Below are 20,285 nucleotides of genomic sequence, written 5' to 3' on the forward strand. Positions count from 1 at the left end.
CGTGAGTGACGGCTGTCACGGGAGCGGTGGGTTTCGTGGACGTTAAGTTAGGTTAGGCTTACCTAAGTTGATGTTGCGGAACCCCGCCGCTCACCTGTCCCGCACGGACTTCCCCACCGGAGGACCCCCACATGCGCTCGCACCTGCTCAATGACACGACTGCGGAGCACTACCGCCGCTCCGTGACGGAAGGCGTGGAGCGGGTGGCGGCCAAACTCGCCACCACCGAACGACCGTTCACCGGCGTCACGGTCGACGCCCTCTCCCCCCTCATCGACCGGATCGACCTCGACCGCCCGCTCCACGACACCGGCGCGGTGCTGGACGAGCTGGACGAGGTCTATCTGCGTGACGCGATCTACTTCCACCACCCCCGCTACCTCGCCCACCTCAACTGCCCGGTCGTCATCCCGGCCGTGCTCGGCGAGGCGGTGCTCTCCGCCGTCAACTCCTCCCTGGACACCTGGGACCAGTCGGCCGGCGGCACGCTCATCGAGCGGAAACTGATCGACTGGACGAACGAGCGGATCGGCCTCGGGCCGCACGCCGACGGGGTGTTCACCTCCGGCGGCAGCCAGTCCAACCTCCAGGCACTGCTGCTGGCCCGCGAGGAGGCCAAGACCGACAGCCTGGCCAAACTGCGCATCTTCGCCTCCGAGGTGAGCCACTTCAGCGTGAAGAAGTCGGCGAAACTGCTCGGCCTCGGGCAGGACGCCGTCGTGTCGATCCCCGTCGGCGCCGACCAGCGCATGCAGACCGTGGCGCTCGCCCGGGAGTTGGAGCGCTGCAAGAGCGCCGGGCTGGTGCCCATGGCCGTCGTCGCCACCGCCGGCACCACCGACTTCGGCTCCATCGACCCGCTGCCCGAAGTCGCCGCCCTGTGCGAGCAGTTCGGGGTGTGGATGCACGTGGACGCGGCCTACGGCTGCGGGCTGCTCGCCTCGCTGAAGTACCGGGGCCGGATCGACGGCATCGAGCGCGCCGACTCGGTCACCGTCGACTACCACAAGTCCTTCTTCCAGCCGGTGAGTTCGTCCGCCCTGCTGGTCCGCGACGCCGACACCCTGCGCCACGCGACCTACCACGCGGAGTACCTCAACCCGCGCCGCGCGGTCCAGGAGCGCATCCCCAACCAGGTCGACAAGTCCCTCCAGACCACCCGCCGTTTCGACGCGCTCAAGCTGTGGATGACGCTGCGCGTGATGGGCGCCGACGGTGTCGGCCAACTCTTCGACGAGGTCTGCGACCTGGCCGAGGAGGGGTGGAGGGTGCTCGCCGCCGACCCGCGCTTCGACGTCGTGGTCGCGCCCTCGCTCTCCACCCTCGTCTACCGCTACATCCCGGCCGCCGTCACCGACCCGGCCGAGATCGACCGCGCCAACCTGTACGCCCGCAAGGCCCTGTTCGCCTCCGGTGACGCGGTGGTCGCGGGCACCAAGGTCGCGGGCCGCCACTACCTGAAGTTCACCCTGCTCAACCCCGAGACGACGGCCGACGACATCGCCGCCGTCCTCGACCTGATCGCCGGCCACGCCGAGCAGTACCTGGGAGAGTCCCTTGACCGCGCTTCCTGAACCCGCCACCAGGACCCACGACTTCGTGGGCATCGGGCTCGGACCCTTCAACCTCGGCCTCGCCTGCCTCACCGAGCCCATCGCCGAACTCGACGGAATCTTCCTGGACTCGAAGCCCGGCTTCGAGTGGCACGCCGGCATGTTCCTCGACGGCGCCCACCTCCAGACCCCGTTCATGTCGGACCTGGTCACCCTCGCCGACCCGACCTCTCCGTACTCCTTCCTCAACTACCTGAAGGAGAAGGGGCGTCTGTACCCCTTCTACATCCGCGAGAACTTCTACCCGCTGCGCGTCGAGTACGACGACTACTGCCGCTGGGCCGCCGACAAGCTCACCAACGTGCGCTTCGGCACGACGGTGAGCGAGGTGACGTACGAGGAACAGGGCGAGGTCTACGTCGTCCGGACCGAGGCCGGTGACGTGTACCGCGCCCGGCATCTGGTCCTCGGCACCGGTACCCCGCCGTATCTCCCGGAGGCCGTCGCGGGCCTGGGCGGGGACTTCATCCACAACTCCCGGTACGTGCACCACAAAGCGGAGTTGCAGGCCAAGGAGTCGATCACGCTGGTCGGCAGCGGGCAGTCCGCCGCCGAGATCTACTACGACCTGCTCGCCGAAATCGACGTGCACGGCTACGAGTTGAACTGGGTGACGCGCTCGCCGCGCTTCTTCCCGCTGGAGTACACGAAACTCACGCTGGAGATGACCTCCCCGGAGTACATCGACTACTTCCACGCCCTGCCGGAACAGACCCGCTACCGCCTCACGGCCGAGCAGAAGGGCCTCTTCAAGGGCATCGACGGCGACCTCGTCAACGAGATCTTCGACCTGCTCTACCAGAAGAAGGTCGGCGGTACCGTCCCCACCCGGCTGCTCACCAACTCCTCGCTGGACAGCGCCACTTACCGCGACGGCGTGTACGAACTCGGCCTCCGCCAGGAGGAGCAGGAGAAGGACTACACCCTGCGCTCCCAGGGCCTGATCCTCGCCACCGGCTACAAGTACGCCGAGCCGGAGTTTCTCAAGCCCGTCCACGAGCGGCTGCGCTACGACTCCCGGGGCAACTTCGACATCGCGCGCAACTACTCGATCGACACCACGGGCCGGGGCGTCTTCCTGCAGAACGCCGGCGTCCACGCGCACAGCATCACGTCCCCGGACCTGGGCATGGGCGCGTACCGCAACTCGTACATCATCCGTGAGCTGCTCGGCACCGAGTACTACCCGGTCGAACAGACCATCGCGTTCCAGGAGTTCGCCGTATGAGCCCCCTCACCGACACAGGCGCCTTCGCCTTCCGCCCCCTCGACCCGCTCCAGGACGCCGAGTTGCTGCACCGGTGGCTCACACATCCCAAGGCCGCCTTCTGGATGATGCAGGACGCGAGACTGGAGGACGTCGAGCGCGCGTACATGGAGATCGCGGCCGACGAGCACCAGCACGCGCTGCTCGGGCTCCAGGACGGGGTCCCCGTCTTCCTGATGGAGTACTACGACCCCCGTCACCGCGAACTGGTCGGCCTGTACGAGCCGTTGCCCGGTGACATCGGCATGCACTTCCTGACGCCGGCCACCGAGACGCCCGTGCACGGCTTCACCCGTGCGGTGATCACCGCCGTGCTGGCCCGGCTCTTCGAGGACCCGGCCGTCGAACGCGTCGTCGTGGAACCGGACGTGTCCAACACCGCCGTGCACGCATTGAACGAGGCGGTCGGGTTCGTGCCCGAGCGTGAGATCCAAAAGCCGGAGAAGAAAGCCTTGTTGAGCTTCTGCACACGGGAACGCTTCCTTGAACGGCACAGCGTCGCGGCCGGGGCGGTGTCCGCATGAGCCTCGCCGACGCCGTCGCCCATCTCTCCCCCGAGCGCTGGGAGAAGGCCAACCGCCTCCTGATCCGCAAGGCCCTCGCCGAGTTCGCGCACGAGCGGCTCATCACGCCCGAACCGGTCGAGAAAGACGGCGACCTGTACGTCGTCCGCAGTGACGACGGCCTGACCCGCTACCGGTTCACCGCCACCCGGCACGCCCTCGACCACTGGCAGGTCGACGCCGACTCCATCAGCCGTCAACGCGACGGCGCCGGACTCCCCCTCGCCGCCCTGGACTTCTTCATCGAGCTGAGGCAGGCGCTCGGACTGAGCGAGGAGATCCTGCCGGTCTACCTGGAGGAGATCTCCTCCACCCTCTCCGGCACCTGCTACAAGCTCACCAAGCCGCAGGTCCCGGTCGCCGAGCTGGTGAAGAGCGACTTCCAGGCCATCGAGACGGGGATGACCGAGGGCCACCCCTGCTTCGTCGCCAACAACGGCCGACTGGGCTTCGGCATCCACGAGTACCTCTCGTACGCCCCCGAGACCGCGAGCCCGGTCCGCCTGGTGTGGCTGGCCGCGCACCGCTCCCGGGCCGCGTTCACGGCGGGTGTGGGTATCGAGTACGAGTCGTTCATGCGGCGGGAGTTGGGCGCCGGGACCGTCGAGCGGTTCGGGCTGACCCTGGTCGACCGGGGGCTCGACCCCGACGACTACCTCCTCATCCCCGTCCACCCCTGGCAGTGGTGGAACAAGCTCAGCGTCACCTTCGCCGCCGAGATCGCCCGCGGCCACCTCGTGTGCCTCGGCGAGGGCGACGACGAGTACCTCGCCCAGCAGTCCATCCGGACCTTCTTCAACAAGTCCCACCCCGAGAAGCACTACGTGAAGACGGCCCTGTCCGTCATCAACATGGGCTTCATGCGCGGACTGTCGGCCGCCTACATGGAGGCGACCCCGGCGATCAACGACTGGCTCGCCCAACTCATCGACAACGACCCGGTGTTGAAGTCCACCGGCCTGTCGATCATCCGCGAGCAGGCGGCCGTCGGCTACCGGCACCTGGAGTACGAGGCGGCGACCGACCGCTACTCGCCGTACCGCAAGATGCTCGCCGCGCTGTGGCGCGAGAGCCCGGTCTCCTCGCTCCAGGAGGGCGAGTCCCTTGCGACGATGGCCTCGCTGGTGCACCTGGACCACGAGGGCGCGTCCTTCGCCGGCGCGCTGATCGAGCGGTCGGGGCTGGCCCCGGCGGAGTGGCTGCGGCGGTATCTGCGGGCCTACTTCACCCCGCTGCTGCACAGCTTCTACGCCTACGACCTGGTGTTCATGCCGCACGGCGAGAACGTCATCCTCGTCCTGAAGGACGGTGTCGTCGAGCGCGCGATCTACAAGGACATCGCCGAGGAGATCGCCGTCATGGACCCGGACGCGGTGCTGCCGCCGACGGTCGAGCGGCTGCGGGTCGAGGTTCCCGAGGACAGGAAACTGCTCTCGATCTTCACCGACGTCTTCGACTGCTTCTTCCGCTTCCTCGCCGCCGGCCTGGCCGCCGAGGGCGTCCTGGGGGAGGACGACTTCTGGCGTACGGTCGCGGACGTCACCCGCGAGTACCAGGCCTCGGCACCCGAACTCGCCGACAGGTTCCGGCAGTACGACATGTTCGCGCCCGAGTTCTCGCTGTCCTGCCTCAACCGTCTCCAGCTGCGCGACAACAAGCAGATGGTGGACCTGGCGGACCCGTCCGGCGCGCTCCAGCTCGTCGGCACCCTGAAGAACCCGATCGCCGGGTTCTGACACCACAGGCAGGCGGGCACCCCGGGGTACGGTCCCCCGGGGTGCCCGCCCTTTTGCCGTCACTCAGCAGCCTCTCGCGTCAACTAGTGCGCGGGCCAAGGCACTTGGGGCGACCGGTAGTAGTCGATGCCCAGCGCGTCCCAGCGCGGGGCCTGTGCCGCGAGCCGCACCTTGTACATGTCCCAGTCGTGCGTCGAGGCCGGCGACCAGCCCAGCTCGGCGACGCCCGGCAGCCTCGGGAAAGCCATGTAGTCGATGTTCGCGCCGGTCACGATGGTCTCCGACCACAGCGGCGCCTCGACGCCCCGGATCGCCGAACTCGGCACCCCGGCAAGGTAGTTGCCCGGGTCCCAGTCGTAGGACCGCTTGACCTCGACGAGGCCCGCCCAGTCCTGGCCGAGCGGGGTGTCCTCGGTGTACTTCATGTCGAGGTAGACCCGGTCGGCGGGCGAGAGGATCAGCCCGGTGCCGTTCTTCGCGGCCTCGGCGACCTGTGCCTTCTCGGCGGCGTCGGTGTCGTCGAGACCCCAGTACTGGGCGAGGGCGCCCTTCACGGGGTGGGCGCCGGTGATCTGGTGCCAGGCGATCACCGTCTTGCCGTACTTGGTGACGATCGGCTGCACCCGGTCCATGAACTTGACGTAGTCCTCGTGGCTGGTGGACTGCGCCTCGTCGCCGCCGATGTGGAGGTAGCGGCCCGGGGTGATCGCGGCCAGCTCACGGATCACGTCGTCCACGAAGCGGTAGGTGAGGTCCTTGCCGACGCACAGCGAGCTGAAGCCGACGTCCGTGCCCGTGTAGAGCGGGGGCGCGACGCCGTCGCAGTTCAGGTCGGCGTAGGAGGCGAGGGCCGCGTTCGTGTGGCCCGGCATGTCGATCTCCGGCACGACCTCAAGGTAGCGCGAGGAGGCGTAGCGGACGATCTCCTTGTAGTCGTCCTTGGTGTAGGAGCCGCCGGTGCCGCCGCCCACCTCGGTCGAGCCGCCGTAAGTCGCCAGCCGTGGCCAGGAGTTGATGGCGATGCGCCAGCCCTGGTCGTCGCTGAGGTGCAGATGCAGGGTGTTGATCTTGTAGAGCGCCAACTCGTCGATGTAGTGCTTGACTTGGGCGACGGTGAAGAAGTGCCGGGAGACGTCGAGCATCGCACCGCGGTAGGCGTAGCGCGGGGAGTCCTCGATGGTGCCGCCCGCGATCTGCCAGGGGCCGCGCTGCACCGACTTCTTCTCGACGGCGGCGGGCAGGAGCTGGCGCAGGGTCTGCACGCCGTGGAAGAGGCCTGCGGGCCTGCTCGCGGTGATGGTGACCCCCGAGACCCCGCTGACGAGCCGGTAGCCCTCGGCGCCGAACGTGCCCTTGGCCAGGCGGAGTTGGATGCCGCCCTTGCCGCGCGAGGTAATCGGCAGCCGGTAGCCGGTGGAGGGGCGCAGGATGCCCGCGAGGTACGCGCCGACCTGGCGCGACTCCCGGGTGTCGTCGACGCGGATACGGGTGCTGCTCGTGATCTTGTACGGATGCCCGGCAGGGGTGACCTTGGCGGGTGCCGGGACCACCCGGCCCAGCGGGGTGGCGGCGGTGGGCGCGGCGGAGGGTGCGGCGCCGACGACGGACACGCTCGCGGCGGCTACGAGCAGCAGCGAACCGAGGAGGCGGGTCGTTCTGTGGCGCTGTCTCACAAGGCGTCTCACGAGCGGTCCCTTCCTTTGAACTTCCTTTGAGCCCGGACAGGTACAGACCATTCTGTCGTCAGAGCGATGGAACAATCCCTCCTATGGCGGAAATCATCCAGAAGGACGGCACCTGGATCTTCGACGGCGACGCCCTGCGGCTGACTCCCGGACGGGACAAGAACGTCGGCCTGTTCCGCAGGACCCTGGGTGAACTCGTCGTCCCCCTGGGCGCGTTGGCGGGCGTCTCCTTCGAGCAGGGCCGTAAGTCGGGGCGGCTGAGACTGCGGCTGCGGGACGGCTCCGACCCGCTGCTGCACGCCACGGGCGGCCGGCTCACCGAGGGCGACGACCCCTACCAACTCCCCGTCGAGTCGGACCGGTACGGCGTCGCCGAGTACTTCGTGGACGAGGTGCGCAGCGCCCTGCTGCTCGACCAGGTACCGGCCGACCCGGTGGACGCGTATCTGCTGCCGGGCCCCGCCGTGCCGCTCTCGGTGTCCGCCGGGGACGGCACGGCGAGCTTCGACGGCGAGCGCGTACGGCTGGAGTGGAACTGGAAGACCGAGGACGCCAAGTCCGCCACCGGTGCCCGCACCCTCGCCGTCACGGACCTCGTCGGCGTGGAGTGGCGCCCGTCGGCCGGTCTTGAGAACGGCTACATCCGCTTCTCGGTGCGCCACGCGCCGACGAAGGCTCCACCCAAGTACGACCCCAACTCCGTTGAACTGTGGGGCTTCAAGAAGGACCCGCTGATGGCCCTGGTCGCCGCGGCCGTACAGGCGCGCCTCCCGCACCCGGCCGCCGAGACGGACGTACGGCCTGAACAGCCCCAGCCCGTACGGCAGTTGGCGGCCACGACCGAGGACGGGCACGACGCGCTGCTGCGGCGGTTGCGGGAACTCGGGGAGCTGCACCGGGACGGGGTGCTCACGGACGAGGAGTTCGCGATGGCCAAACAGGCGGTCCTCAAGCGGATGTGACCATCCGGGGAGGACCGCCTGCGGGATGAGTGGCGCCCTGCCTTCCGGGCACAACTCGTACTACTTCAGGGCTACTTGGCCTTGCGGGCGACCGTGAAGCGGTCGATCTCGGCGCCGGTCTCGGCGATGCCGCGGACCGTCAGGGTCGCCGTACGGCCCTTGTGGGCGGGCTGGACGTCGACGCGCAGGAACGAGTAGTTGAGGTAGCGGACGCGCGACCACGCGACCGTCTCGTTGACCTTGCCGTCCTTCGTGTTGACGAAGGCGGCGACCGAGTCGAGGTCGGCGACGTGACCCTCGTAGGAGTCCGGGGCGGAGAACGCGTACAGGCTGCGGCCGGCCGCGCCCGCCGTCACGTAGACGACACCCTCGGTCTCCGGGTACGCCGTGCCGCCGATCGGCAGCTTCTTGACGACCGCGTTCTTCTTGATGACGTCGGTGCGCTCGTACTGGTGGTTGTGGCCGTTGATGACCAGGTCCACCGTGTACTTCTCGAACAGCGGCACCCACTCGTTGCGCACTCCCCCCTCCGAGGAGTGCGCGGTGGAGGTGCAGTACGCGCAGTGGTGGAAGAAGATCACCACGAAGTCGATGTCCCTGGACGCGCGGTACTTCTTGAGCTGCGCCTCCAGCCACTTGGTCTGGGTGCCGCCGGAGATGCCGAGGTTGGCCGGAATCTCGAAGGACACGTCGTTGGCGTCCAGAGAGATGACCGCCGTGTTGCCGTAGACGAAGGAGTAGACGCCCGGCAGGTTCGCCTTGTCGGGGCCGTTGTCCGGCAGGTTCCAGCGGGCGTCCTCGCCGCCGTAGCCGTTGGGCGAGTACCAGGCCTCCATGTCGTGGTTGCCGTAGGCGGGCATCCACGGCACGGACTTGGCGACCGACTCGGTCTGCGCGAGGAACTGGTCCCAGGTGCGCGAGTCGAAACCGGCGTCGGCGGTCTGGCCCGCGCCCGCCGGGTCGGCGTAGCAGATGTCGCCGGCGTGCAGGTGGAAGGCCGGGTTCTGGCCCAGCAGGAGGCTGTTGTTGGCCAGGCCGTGGTAGCCGACGCCCTCGTCGCCGAAGGCGGTGAAGGTGAACGGCACGGCGCGGTCGGGGGCGGTGGTGAAGGTGCCCAGGGTGCCGAGCAGGTGGGCCTCGGCCGGGTCGAAGCCCGCGTGGCCGACGCCGTAGTAGTAGGTCTTGCCCGGACGCAGGTGGGTCAGCTTGGCGTGCAGGTAGTACTGGGTGTGGTCGCCGCTCGCGCCGACGCCCGCCGGGGTGTAGAGCGAGCGCACCTCGGCCTCGATCTTGTGGGAGAGGTCCCAGGGGTGCGCGCCGATCCGGACGAACGGCTTCCTGACGTTGGTCGGGACCTGCCAGGAGACCGTCACCTCCGTGCTCGGGTCGTTGCCGAAGGCGAGGTGCCGGCCGAACGGGGAGACGAGGGCCCCGTTCACCGACTCGGTCGCCGGGGTGGTCTTGGTGGTGGCGGCCTGGGTGGGGACGGCCGCCTGGGCGATGCCGCCCGGTACGAACACGCCACCCGCGACGGCGCCGAGCGTGACGGCACCGCCTCTGATCATCGTGCGCCGCGAGAATTTCGAGCGCAGGTACTCGTGCTGCTCCGCCATGCTCATGCGTTCAGCGAGCTCCGCGGGTACGCCCATACGAGGAATGTCCATGGCGTCTGAAACTCGTCGACATGGGCAACGGTGCGCAAGACACAGGATGGACAGCTTACGAACAGAGCCCCATAAGACTTTCAACAGCCCGTTGCCCGATATCGGGCAGGATTCTTGCAAACCGCCCTTCGGTACCCCAGGATCAACCGGGTGCACGACGAACTCGTTGATCATCTGACGCGCTCCACGACCCTCAACCGGGGCGAGGCACTGCGGGTGATCCAGGACGTGCTCGCGTACTTCGACGAGACGACCGAGGACTACGTCCGTCGCCGCCACCGCGAACTCCAGGGCCAGGGCCTGGTGAACGCGACGATCTTCGACCGGATCGAGGCGGACCTGAAATACCGGGCGGTCGCACCGCCGGAGCTCACGCTCAGGCAGTTGCGCCGCATCGTCTACGGCTAGGAATGCTTATACATGTGCGGAATCGTCGGATACATCGGCAAGCGTGACGTTGCTCCCCTTCTGCTGGAGGGCCTGCAGCGGCTGGAGTACCGCGGCTACGACTCGGCGGGCATCGTCGTGACGACCCCCAGGACGGCCGGCCTGAAGATGGTCAAGGCCAAGGGCCGGGTCCGTGACCTGGAGGCCAAGGTCCCGGCACGCTTCAAGGGCACCACCGGCATCGCCCACACCCGCTGGGCCACGCACGGCGCCCCCTCCGACGTGAACGCCCACCCGCACCTGTCCGCCGACAGCAAGGTCGCCGTCGTCCACAACGGCATCATCGACAACGCGTCGGACCTCCGGAAGAAGCTCGAAGCGGACGGCGTCGAGTTCCTCTCCGAGACGGACACCGAGGTCCTCACCCACCTCATCGCCCGCTCGCAGCAGGAGAAGCTGGAGGACAAGGTCCGCGACGCCCTCCGGGTGATCGAGGGGACGTACGGCATCGCCGTCCTGCACGCCGACTTCCCCGACCGCATCGTGGTGGCTCGAAACGGCTCCCCGGTGGTCCTCGGGATCGGCGAGAAGGAGATGTTCGTCGCCTCGGACATCGCCGCGCTGGTGACGCACACGCGCCAGATCGTGACGCTGGACGACGGCGAGATGGCCACCCTCAAGGCCGACGACTTCCGGACATACACGACCGAGGGCACCCGCACCACGTCCGAGCCCACCACGGTCGAGTGGGAGGCCGCCTCCTACGACATGGGCGGCCACGACACCTACATGCACAAGGAGATCTTCGAGCAGGCCGACGCCGTGGACCGCGTGCTGCGCGGCCGCATCGACGACCGCTTCTCCACCGTGCACCTCGGCGGCCTGAACCTGGACGCCCGCGAGGCCCGGCAGATCCGCCGCGTGAAGATCCTCGGCTGCGGCACCTCGTACCACGCGGGCATGATCGGCGCCCAGATGATCGAGGAGCTGGCCCGCATCCCCGCGGACGCCGAGCCGGCTTCGGAGTTCCGCTACCGCAACGCCGTCGTGGACCCCGACACCCTGTACATCGCGGTCTCGCAGTCCGGTGAGACGTACGACGTCCTGGCGGCGGTCCAGGAGCTGAAGCGCAAGGGCGCCCGGGTGCTGGGCGTGGTGAACGTCGTCGGCTCGGCGATCGCCCGCGAGGCGGACGGCGGCATGTACGTGCACGCGGGCCCCGAGGTCTGCGTCGTCTCGACCAAGTGCTTCACCAACACCACAGTCGCGTTCGCCCTGTTGGCCCTGCACCTCGGCCGCACCCGCGACCTCTCCGTCCGCGACGGCAAGCGCATCATCGAGGGCCTGCGCAAGCTGCCGGCCCAGATCTCCGAGATCCTCGACCGCGAGGACGAGATCAAGAAGCTCGCGGCCGAGTACGCCGAGGCCCGCTCGATGCTCTTCATCGGCCGGGTCCGCGGCTACCCGGTGGCCCGCGAGGCCTCCCTGAAGCTCAAGGAGGTCTCGTACATCCACGCCGAGGCCTACCCCGCCTCGGAGTTGAAGCACGGCCCCCTCGCCCTGATCGAGCCCGCCCTCCCCACGGTGGCGATCGTCCCCAACGACGACCTCCTGGAGAAGAACCGCGCCGCCCTGGAGGAGATCAAGGCCCGCAGCGGCCGCATCCTGGCGGTGGCCCACCAGCACCAGGAGAAGGCCGACCAGACGATCGTGGTCCCGAAGAACGAGGACGAACTGGATCCCATCCTGATGGGGATTCCCCTTCAACTCCTCGCCTATCACACGGCGTTGGCACTCGGCCGCGACATCGACAAGCCGAGGAACCTCGCGAAGTCGGTCACGGTGGAGTAGGCGCCCCAAAGGGGCGCGGGGAACTGCGCGACCAGCCCCCACGCACCCGAAGCGGCCGACGAACAGGGAGGCCCCCCACGTGTTGCCTCACACACGCGGGGGGCCTCCCTGTTACCGGTCAGCTGGTGGCCGTCACGCCCCGACCAGCCGCCCGCCGAGGAAGCACCGTAGGCCAGTGCGCAAGCGCCGCCGTCGCCGAGTACCAGGCAACAGCCCCCGCAGCGACACCGAACCACCCCCCGACCTTCCCCAGCCCGTCGTTCCCGGCGAACTGAGCGATCGCGAGCAGCACGAGGGAGACGAAGAACAACCCGTATGTCCCTTGGGTGAGTTGATCCCCGCCCGCGAGAGTCACGGAGAGGGCGACGAGGGCGAACAGGACCAGGAACAACCCCGCCGCGTTGTCCGACACGGAGTTGCCCGCGCTGACGGCCCAGGTGAACCAGAGCGCGCCGAACGCGGTGAACGCCGTACCGGCTGCCGTGTCGCCCTCGCGGAACGCGAGCAGTCCGACGACGAAGAGGGCAACTCCGCCCACGTAGTGGGCCAGTGACACGGCGTCAGCTGTTGAGACCCCGTTGATGACATTCGTGTACCCGAGCCCGAAGGCCAACAGGGTGATTCCCAGGGCGAGTCGGCCGACGATCGAGGTGGTGCTTCCCGCAGAGACGTCATTGTCCACGGCGGGCTCCCTTCATGCATGTGCGTTGGTGCGGTGTGACCGATATATGCCCTTCACAAGGACACAAACACCTCTGCACAACAGGGAATTCAGGAGCGGTCCGGCCGGGCCACGGAGCTACGGGATGACGACGACGGGCCGCTGAGCCCGCTTGGCGAGCCGCCCCGCGACGGACCCGAAGATGCGTCCGACGATGCCGTGGGTCGAGCCGACGACGATCGCGTCGGCCTCGTACTCCCGCCCCACCTCTTCGAGTTCATGGCAGATGTCGCCACCCCGCTCGACGAGGATCCAGGGCACTTCCGCCAAGTACTCGGCGCACGCCAGCTCCAGACCCAGCACCTCGGTGCGGTGGTCCGGCACATCGACGAAGACCGGTGGCTCGCAGCCCGCCCACACCGTGGTGGGCAGCCGGTTGGCGACATGCACGATGACCAGGCCCGAGCCCGAGCGATGGGCCATGCCGATCGCGTAGGCGAGGGCACGCTCACTGGACGTGGAGCCGTCGAAGCCGACGACCACTCCGTGCTTGAAGGCTGGATCGCAGGAATGACGTGGCTGTTCCGCCGCCAGGGGCTCGGCCGCCGTGGGATCGGCGACGGGGCGCTTGCGGTCCGCTGGTTCGAAAGATTCGTGACCGGCCATGGGTGTCTCGGCTTTTTGATCCTCTTGGGAGGGGACAACAGGGTGCGGCGGAGCTGTGTCCGGGAATCATCTTCCCAACCCCATACCCCCAAGGGTACGGCGGCACTCCTCCTTAGCCCATATCCCGCACATGCTCCGGCGGAGTTCCCCGGAGCATGCACGAGGGGGCGCCCGTAACGCAATGGTTGCTGCCCCGTACAGGCGGTTTGCACAGGATTCACTTATCCGCAGGCGCCCGTGTCCCTCCATGGACTGCCCTACAGTGACCGACGCATCGAACACGCGTTGAACCCGGCGAGCCGCCGCCCCAGGGAGCACGCCATGTCCGGACACCGCACGACCTCCGAGGCACACCCCAGCCACGACACCGCCACCGACGTGGTCCGCTGGGCGGTCTTCAGCTGCGTCCTCGTCCCCCTCGTCCTCCTCTGGTACGGCACCTCGTTCGCCGGCGCCACCGGTACGGCCCTGGGTCTCGCGGCCGTCACCGCCGCCTGCCGGGTGCTGCTGCGCCGCTCCGAACTGGGCGAGGCCCGGCTGCTGCCCGAGGAGCAGGCACCGCCACTGGCCGAAGAACACTCCTCGCACCGCGGCCATCGTCACCGGGCCACCGCGGGGGCGCACAGGGGCGGGCGGCATGCCGGGGGAAGTGCACCGGTCGACTGACCGGTTTCCGCGCACGCGCCCGACGCTTTTCAGCCAACTTCCGGCCACCGCGCATCTGTTGTCCGAACCACCCCCCAACCCCCGTTCCACCTGCACCGAAAGGGTCTGGGGGGCCTTGCGCACCCTACGGGGATTGGCCACTACGACGAGGCGCACTTCCCTGCACGGCCCACGAGTGCAACGCTTCGTGATCGAATGCTTCACGCCAAGTTGCCATGTCGACAATATGCCGGTTGCCGAACTGGTCACCCCGGCACCACTGGACACAGTAGATTCGATCTTGACGTCTTACGGCGGGGGACTCGTGCAGGACCGAGGGGAAACGTGCAGGAGCGACACAACCGAGGAGCCGCGACCACCGAGGGGGGCTTAGCAGTATGAGCCACGACTCCACTGCCGCGCCGGAAGCCGCGGCCCGGAAACTTTCCGGGCGACGCCGCAAGGAGATCGTCGCGGTGCTGCTGTTCAGCGGCGGCCCCATCTTCGAGAGTTCCATACCGCTGTCGGTGTTCGGAATCGACCGGCAGGACGCCGGAGTTCCGCGCTACCGCCTTCTTGTGTGCGGTGGCGAAGAAGGGCCGCTGCGCACGACCGGCGGACTGGAACTCACCACACCGCACGGCCTGGAGGCGATCTCACGGGCAGGCACCGTCGTCGTGCCGGCCTGGCGGTCGATCACCTCGCCGCCGCCGGAGGAGGCACTCGACGCGATCCGCCGCGCGCACGAAGAAGGCGCCCGCATCGTCGGCCTGTGCACCGGCGCCTTCGTGCTGGCCGCGGCGGGCCTGCTGGACGGCCGTCCCGCGACCACCCACTGGATGTACGCGCCGACGCTGGCCAAGCGCTATCCGTCGGTGCACGTCGATCCGAGGGAACTCTTCGTCGACGACGGGGACGTGCTGACGTCCGCCGGTACGGCGGCCGGAATCGATCTCTGTCTCCACATCGTGCGGACGGACCACGGCAACGAGGCGGCCGGCGCGCTCGCCCGGCGCCTGGTGGTCCCCCCGCGCCGAAGCGGCGGTCAGGAGCGCTACCTCGACCGGTCTTTACCAGAGGAGATCGGCGCCGACCCGCTCGCGGAGGTCGTCGCCTGGGCGCTGGAGCACCTCCACGAACAGTTCGACGTGGAGACGCTGGCGGCACGCGCGTACATGAGCAGGCGTACGTTCGACCGCCGCTTCCGCTCGCTCACCGGGAGCGCTCCCCTGCAGTGGCTGATCACGCAGCGGGTGCTCCAGGCGCAGCGTCTGCTGGAGACGTCGGACTACTCGGTGGACGAGGTCGCGGGCCGTTGCGGCTTCCGCTCGCCGGTGGCTCTGCGCGGCCATTTCCGGCGCCAGTTGGGCTCGTCGCCCGCCGCCTACCGGGCCGCGTACCGCGCCCGCAGGCCCCAGGGCGACAAGCAGGTGGACAGCGACGGCGCCCCCGGCCAGCCCGGCGGTCCGCCGTCCCTGGGTCCGGCCGGGCTGCCGCCCGCGCTGCACCCGGACGGCCCGGTCCCGATGCAGAGCCGTCGTACGGCGGCCAGCGCGCTGTCGGCGACGGCGTCCGCGTCGGCCTCCGTCGCGGAGAACGGCCGTGAGGCGTACGCCACAAGCCGGGCCGCGAGTCTGCCCGGCCAGCGGAGCGCGACGTAGCAACCGCACGCCCCCGGAGGTCTCTCGCAGGAGGTCTCCGGGGGTTTCCGCATGTACCGGCGGCACAAGGTCAGCGCACGGTCGGCTCAGCCGGGCGGCACGCACCTTAAGGTTAGACACATGAACGATCGCATGGTGTGGATCGACTGCGAGATGACCGGCCTCTCGCTGTCAGACGACGCTCTCATCGAGGTGGCCGCCCTCGTCACCGACTCCGAGCTGAACGTGCTCGGCGAAGGGGTGGACATCGTCATCCGCCCGCCGGACCAGGCGCTGGAGACGATGCCGGACGTAGTACGCCAGATGCACACCGCATCCGGCCTGCTCGACGAGTTGGCCGGCGGTACGACGCTGGCCGACGCCGAGGAGCTGGTCCTGGCGTACATCCGGGAGCACGTCAAGGAGCCGGGCAAGGCCCCGCTGTGCGGCAACTCGGTCGGCACCGACCGCGGTTTCCTGCTCCGTGACATGCCGACCCTGGAGGAGTACCTCCACTACCGCATCGTGGACGTGTCCTCGGTGAAGGAGCTGGCCCGCCGCTGGTACCCGCGGGCGTACTTCAACAGCCCCGAGAAGAAGGGCAATCACCGCGCCCTCGCCGACATCCGCGAGTCCATCGCCGAGCTGCGCTACTACCGCGAGGCGATCTTCGTCCCGCAGCCCGGCCCCGACTCGGAAACCGCCCGCACGATCGCCGCGAAGCACGTCCTGCCCACCCCGTAAAAGGCGGGCGCGAGCACCCCTTCGGACCCTGTACACTTTTGCTCGGCCGGTCGGAAACTTACAGAGTGAACGACCGGGCATGGTGGGTGTAGCTCAGCTGGTAGAGCACCTGGTTGTGGTCCAGGAAGTCGCGGGTTCAAGTCCCGTCACTCACCCTGAGTAATCAGCCGGTGGCCTCGGAAACGGGGTCACCGGCTGATTCGTTTTCCAGGAGCCTGCCTGCCATGGACATCGAACTGATCAGCACCGCCCGCCTGGATCTCGTCCCGCTGAGCACGGCCCACGCGGCGGACATGGCCACGGTCCTCTCCTCCCCCGCTCTCCACACCTACATCGGCGGCGAACCCCTCTCCCCCGACGCCCTGCGGACCCGTTACGACCGCCTCGCCGCCGGCTCCCCCGACCCGGCCACCGTCTGGTGCAACTGGGTACTGCGCCTGCGGGTGGAGAACCGCCTGGTGGGCACGGTCCAGGCAACGGTCACGGCGGCGGGTTCGGTCGCGGAGATCGCCTGGGTGGTCGGGACACCCTGGCAGGGCCGAGGCCTGGCGAGCGAGGCGGCGCAGGGGCTGGTGTCGTGGCTCGGAGAGCAGGCGGTCTCCACGGTCGTGGCGCACATCCACCCGGACCACCGGGCATCCGCGGCGGTCGCCACGGCGGCGGGCCTGACGCCGACCGACGAGTGGCAGGACGGCGAGGTCAGGTGGCGGCGCGCCACGCGTCCGTGAACTCCCGTACGCCCGCGAACCGTTCGGCGGGATCGGCGCGGGTAGCCCGTTCCAGTACGGCGAGTTGACCCGCGGTACCCCGCCAGGCGCGCTCGCCGTCCCCCGCGTCGAGGAGGAGGCGGGCGGTGCGGCCGAGGGCGTAGACCGTCGTGCGGATGTCGATGCGGGCGCCGTGGTGCCACTCCTCCGGAGCCATGAAGCGGGCCGAGCCCGGGAGCCGGTCGCCCTGGAGGACGAAGGGGCCGGGGCGGTACTCGTCGAGGTCGATGAGGTGGAGGACGTCGGCGCCGAAGTCGTAGAGGAACGCGCCGTCGTAGAGATCGACCGCCACCATCCCCGCGGCCTCCACGGCGAGATGCGCGTCCAGGACGCGGTCGACCGCGCGGAGGACGGAGGCGAGGGGCAGGGCGCGGAAGCGGGCGCGGGCGGGGCCGTAGAGGGACTCTCCGTGCTGCCAGGGCATGACGACCGCCGTACGGCCGCTGTCCGCCACGGCGATCCGGTGCAGCTGCGGGACGATCGCCGGGTGCCGTACGGCTCGGTGGAAGGTCCAGGCGCCGTCAAGTGAGGTCTGGGCGGCGGGAGTTGTCGCCTCCTTCACTAACCAGCGTTCCCCGTCCGGGAGTTGGACGCCGTAGGAGACGCACCCGGAGTCCTGTTCGCGGAAGGCGCGGAACACCTCGCCCACCGTGCGGAGGTAGGGCTCGACGGCGGGCAACTCGCGCGGCCAGTCGGCGTCGCCGGTCACGACGACGCCCGCGTCACCAACTCCGTTGCCAGTACGGCGTGTTGTCGCTCCGGGCTCCGGGGCGTCGCCGGGCGGCGGGCCGCGATCTCGGCGAGGAGGAGGTCGATCATCGCGCGGCCCATCTCCTCGATCGGCTGGCGGACGCTGGTGAGGGGCGGGTCCATGTGGCGGGCTATGGCCGAGTCGTCGTAGCCGACGAGGGCGACGTCGTCCGGAACGCGCAGGCCCTCCTCGCGGAGCACCTGGCGGGCGCCCGCCGCCATGACGTCCGAGCCGGCGAAGACCGCGTCGACGTCGGGGCGGCGGGCGAGCAGTTCCTTCATCGCGCGCCGGCCGCCCTCCTCGGTGAAGTCGCCCGGCTGGATGAGGTGTTCGTCCACCTCGTGGCCCGCGTCGAGCAGTGCCTCGCGGTAGCCGTCGACGCGGCGTTGGGCGCCGTAGACGTCGAGGAGGCCGGTGATGTGGGCGATGTGGGTGCGGCCACGGGACAGGAGGTGTTCCACGGCCGAGCGGGCGCCGCCGTAGTTGTCGGAGTCGACCGAGGTCAGGGGCTCGGCGGCCGAGCGGGGGCCGCTGATCACCGCCGGGATCTCCAGCGCGGCCAGCAGGTCCGGCAGCGGGTCGTCCGCGTGGACCGAGACGAGCAGCACGCCGTCCACGCGGTGCGCCGCCAGGTACTGGGCGAGGCGCTGTCGCTCCCGGTCGCTGCCCGCGAAGATGAGCAGCAACTGCATCTCCGTGTCGGACAGTTGGGTGCCGACACCCTTGAGCATGTCCGAGAAGTACGGTTCCGCGAAGAAGCGGGTCTCCGGTTCGGGGACGACGAGGGCGATCGCGTCCGTGCGGTTGGCGGCCAGCGCCCGGGCCGCCGTGTTCGGGACGTAGTCGAGCTCCGCGACCGCCGCCTCGACGGCGGCGCGGGTCGCGTCGCTGACCCTGGGCGAGCCGTTGATCACCCGGGAGACCGTGCCGCGGCCCACACCGGCACGGGCGGCGACCTCCTCCAGGGTCGGCCGCCTGCCGCCCCGGTTCCGCCCACCGCTGACCGCCATGGTCGCCGCCTTCCGTTCGCAGCTTTCAGGCCAGGAATGTAACAGTCGAGGCCGGACGCCCCGCCCTCCATCGTCCCTCGTCGACCGGGGTCAGCGCCCGCCGGGCCTCACCCGTCCTCGCCGGCCGTCGGCAGCGCGTTGCCCCGGATCACCCCGGCGTACCAGTGGGCGCTCGCCTTGGGGATGCGGCGCTGGGTGGAGTAGTCGACGTAGACGGCGCCGAAGCGCTTCGAATAGCCGTAGGACCATTCGAAGTTGTCGAGCAGCGACCACAGGAAGTAGCCGCGGACGTCGGCTCCGTCGGCGACGGCCCGGCGGACGGCGTCGAGGTGGGCGTGCAGGTAGGCGATCCGCTGCGGGTCGTTCACCACGCCCTCGGGGGAGACGTAGTCGTCGAACGCGGCGCCGTTCTCCGTGACCATCAGCGGCAGCCCGGGGTGGGAGGCGGCCAGGTCGGTCAGGAGGGTGTGCAGGCCGCTGGGGTCGATCGCCCAGTTCATCGCCGTGAGGTGGTCGTTGGCGAGGTGGAAGTCCACGTTCTCGGAACCGGTCCACGGTGTGTGGTCGCTCGCGCCGTGGCCGTCGTTCTTGGTGGCGCCGTCGCCGGAGCCGGCCGAGACGACGGTCGGCGCGTAGTAGTTGACGCCGAGCACGTCGATGGGCCGGGAGATCTCGGCCAGGTCGCCGTCGCGCACCAGCTCCGCCCAGTCGACGAGGTGCGCGGTGTCGGCGCGCAGGTCCTCGGGGTAGGCGCCGTCGAGGAGGGGGCCGGTGAAGATCCGGTTGCCGACCGCGTCGATACGGCGGGCGGCCTCCGCGTCCTCGGGGCTGCCGGTGAGCGGGCGCACCTGGTGCAGGTTGAGGGTGATGGAGGTCTGCGCGGTGGCCGGCAGGACCTCGCGCAGCGCCCCGACCGCCAGGCCGTGACCCAGGTTGAGGTGGTGCGCGGCGCGCAGGGTGGCCGTCGGGTCGGTGCGGCCGGGGGCGTGCACGCCGGAGCCGTAGCCCAGGAACGCGCTGCACCAGGGCTCGTTGAGGGTGGTCCACAGGCCGACGCGGTCGCCCAGGGCCCGGCCCATGATCTCGGCGTAGTCGGCGAAGCGGTGCGCGGTGTCGCGCTGCGGCCAGCCGCCCGCGTCCTCCAGCTCCTGCGGCAGGTCCCAGTGGTAGAGGGTGGCGACGGGGGTGATGCCGGCCGCCAGGAGTTCGTCGGCGAGCCGGCGGTAGAAGTCGAGGCCGCGCTCCACGGCGGGCCCGCGGCCGGTGGGCTGGACCCGGGACCAGGAGATGGAGAACCGGTACGCCTTCAGGCCGAGGTCCTTCATCAGCGCCACGTCGTCGCGGTACCGGTGGTAGTGGTCGGCGGCGATGTCACCGGTGTCGCCGTTGCGCACCTTCCCGGGCGTGTGGCTGAAGGTGTCCCAGATGGAGGGGGTCCGGCCGTCCTCCGCGGCGGCGCCCTCCACCTGGTAGGCGGCGGTGGCGGCACCCCAGACGAAGCCCGCGGGGAAGGAGGTGGCGGAGGCCGGCTCGGCCTTGGTTTCCTGTCGTACGGCAGTCATGTGAGCGCTCCCGAAGTGGAGTGAGTAAAAGCCGGACGGTGGTCCGGCGGTGCGGGGGGAAGCGGACGGGGCACGACGACGGGCGCCCGGCCGGGTACGGCCCGCGTGCGG

The 20,285-nt window shown here is 69.5% G+C and carries 18 protein-coding genes and 1 tRNA gene; 12 read left to right on the plus strand and 7 right to left on the minus strand.

All coding sequences use genetic code 11. The annotated features are described in order from the left end of the window. Window positions 1–131 precede the first annotated feature (131 nt). Genes desA through OG407_RS19990 form a run of 4 tightly spaced genes read left to right on the plus strand, consistent with a single transcriptional unit; the run spans window position 132 to window position 5,179 of the window. Window positions 132–1,574, plus strand: a complete 1,443-nt coding sequence (desA, locus tag OG407_RS19975) for a lysine decarboxylase DesA (protein ID WP_405859828.1) — start codon at window positions 132–134, stop codon at window positions 1,572–1,574. Then, on the plus strand, window positions 1,558–2,841 hold the full coding sequence (locus tag OG407_RS19980) for a lysine N(6)-hydroxylase/L-ornithine N(5)-oxygenase family protein (protein WP_405859830.1): 1,284 nt from the start codon (window positions 1,558–1,560) through the stop codon (window positions 2,839–2,841). Before desA ends, OG407_RS19980 begins: the two co-directional genes overlap by 17 nt. Then, window positions 2,838–3,404 (plus strand): GNAT family N-acetyltransferase, encoded by a 567-nt coding sequence (locus OG407_RS19985; protein ID WP_405859832.1) that lies wholly within the window; start codon window positions 2,838–2,840, stop codon window positions 3,402–3,404. The genes OG407_RS19980 and OG407_RS19985 overlap by 4 nt, the downstream gene beginning before the upstream one ends. Continuing rightward, a complete protein-coding gene (locus OG407_RS19990; protein ID WP_405859834.1) occupies window positions 3,401–5,179 on the plus strand; it encodes an IucA/IucC family protein in 1,779 nt (592 codons plus the stop codon). Before OG407_RS19985 ends, OG407_RS19990 begins: the two co-directional genes overlap by 4 nt. Window positions 5,180–5,262: 83 nt before the next feature. Here the strand turns inward: OG407_RS19990 and OG407_RS19995 are convergent, their stop codons facing one another. Then, window positions 5,263–6,852: a beta-N-acetylhexosaminidase gene (locus OG407_RS19995; protein WP_405868507.1), complete on the minus strand. Its 1,590-nt coding sequence runs from the start codon at window positions 6,850–6,852 to the stop codon at window positions 5,263–5,265. Between the two features lie 95 nt (window positions 6,853–6,947). Between OG407_RS19995 and OG407_RS20000 the strand changes: the two genes are divergently transcribed. Continuing rightward, on the plus strand, window positions 6,948–7,826 hold the full coding sequence (locus tag OG407_RS20000) for a DUF4429 domain-containing protein (RefSeq protein ID WP_405859836.1): 879 nt from the start codon (window positions 6,948–6,950) through the stop codon (window positions 7,824–7,826). A 71-nt stretch (window positions 7,827–7,897) separates the two neighbouring features. Here OG407_RS20000 and OG407_RS20005 read toward each other — a convergent pair whose 3' ends face one another. Further along, window positions 7,898–9,475, minus strand: coding sequence for a purple acid phosphatase family protein (locus tag OG407_RS20005; protein ID WP_405859838.1), 1,578 nt, complete (start codon window positions 9,473–9,475; stop codon window positions 7,898–7,900). 165 nt (window positions 9,476–9,640) lie between these two features. Here OG407_RS20005 and OG407_RS20010 point away from each other — a divergent pair, with 165 nt between their 5' ends. Then, window positions 9,641–9,898 carry a hypothetical protein gene (locus tag OG407_RS20010; protein WP_328683182.1) on the plus strand — a complete coding sequence of 86 codons (258 nt, stop codon included), beginning with the start codon at window positions 9,641–9,643 and terminating at the stop codon, window positions 9,896–9,898. A gap of 12 nt (window positions 9,899–9,910) precedes the next feature. Further along, the gene (glmS, locus tag OG407_RS20015) at window positions 9,911–11,728 is read left to right on the plus strand and encodes a glutamine--fructose-6-phosphate transaminase (isomerizing) (protein WP_403588369.1); all 1,818 of its coding nucleotides are present in this window, start codon (window positions 9,911–9,913) and stop codon (window positions 11,726–11,728) included. 118 nt (window positions 11,729–11,846) lie between these two features. On the opposite strand, the gene OG407_RS20020 is transcribed toward glmS, so the two are convergent. Beyond that, complete coding sequence (locus OG407_RS20020; protein ID WP_405859841.1) at window positions 11,847–12,410, minus strand: GPR1/FUN34/YaaH family transporter; 564 nt, start codon at window positions 12,408–12,410, stop codon at window positions 11,847–11,849. A 117-nt stretch (window positions 12,411–12,527) separates the two neighbouring features. Beyond that, window positions 12,528–13,055, minus strand: a complete 528-nt coding sequence (locus OG407_RS20025) for a universal stress protein (protein WP_019065779.1) — start codon at window positions 13,053–13,055, stop codon at window positions 12,528–12,530. Between the two features lie 321 nt (window positions 13,056–13,376). Between OG407_RS20025 and OG407_RS20030 the strand changes: the two genes are divergently transcribed. The 5 genes from OG407_RS20030 to OG407_RS20050 all read left to right on the plus strand — a co-directional run bounded on the left by OG407_RS20030 (window position 13,377) and on the right by OG407_RS20050 (window position 16,812). Continuing rightward, the gene (locus OG407_RS20030) at window positions 13,377–13,721 is read left to right on the plus strand and encodes a hypothetical protein (protein ID WP_405859842.1); all 345 of its coding nucleotides are present in this window, start codon (window positions 13,377–13,379) and stop codon (window positions 13,719–13,721) included. Window positions 13,722–14,098: 377 nt separating this feature from the next. After that, entirely contained in the window at window positions 14,099–15,361 is a 1,263-nt protein-coding gene (locus OG407_RS20035; protein ID WP_405859844.1) for a helix-turn-helix domain-containing protein, read from the plus strand. A 120-nt stretch (window positions 15,362–15,481) separates the two neighbouring features. Beyond that, the gene (orn, locus tag OG407_RS20040; protein WP_328831269.1) at window positions 15,482–16,084 is read left to right on the plus strand and encodes an oligoribonuclease; all 603 of its coding nucleotides are present in this window, start codon (window positions 15,482–15,484) and stop codon (window positions 16,082–16,084) included. 82 nt (window positions 16,085–16,166) lie between these two features. After that, a tRNA-His gene (locus OG407_RS20045) sits at window positions 16,167–16,239 on the plus strand. 69 nt (window positions 16,240–16,308) lie between these two features. Beyond that, the gene (locus OG407_RS20050; protein ID WP_405859846.1) at window positions 16,309–16,812 is read left to right on the plus strand and encodes a GNAT family N-acetyltransferase; all 504 of its coding nucleotides are present in this window, start codon (window positions 16,309–16,311) and stop codon (window positions 16,810–16,812) included. On the opposite strand, the gene OG407_RS20055 is transcribed toward OG407_RS20050, so the two are convergent. The 3 genes from OG407_RS20055 to OG407_RS20065 all read right to left on the minus strand — a co-directional run bounded on the left by OG407_RS20055 (window position 16,784) and on the right by OG407_RS20065 (window position 20,174). Continuing rightward, window positions 16,784–17,560 carry a serine/threonine protein kinase gene (locus OG407_RS20055; RefSeq protein ID WP_405859848.1) on the minus strand — a complete coding sequence of 259 codons (777 nt, stop codon included), beginning with the start codon at window positions 17,558–17,560 and terminating at the stop codon, window positions 16,784–16,786. The genes OG407_RS20050 and OG407_RS20055 overlap by 29 nt on opposite strands. After that, window positions 17,557–18,612, minus strand: coding sequence for a LacI family DNA-binding transcriptional regulator (locus tag OG407_RS20060; protein WP_403588383.1), 1,056 nt, complete (start codon window positions 18,610–18,612; stop codon window positions 17,557–17,559). The genes OG407_RS20055 and OG407_RS20060 overlap by 4 nt, the downstream gene beginning before the upstream one ends. A gap of 107 nt (window positions 18,613–18,719) precedes the next feature. Further along, window positions 18,720–20,174, minus strand: coding sequence for a GH1 family beta-glucosidase (locus tag OG407_RS20065; RefSeq protein ID WP_405859850.1), 1,455 nt, complete (start codon window positions 20,172–20,174; stop codon window positions 18,720–18,722). Between the last annotated feature and the right edge of the window lie 111 nt (window positions 20,175–20,285).

Source organism: Streptomyces sp. NBC_01515, assembly GCF_045040345.1.
In the GTDB taxonomy this organism is placed as follows: Bacteria; Actinomycetota; Actinomycetes; order Streptomycetales; family Streptomycetaceae; genus Streptomyces.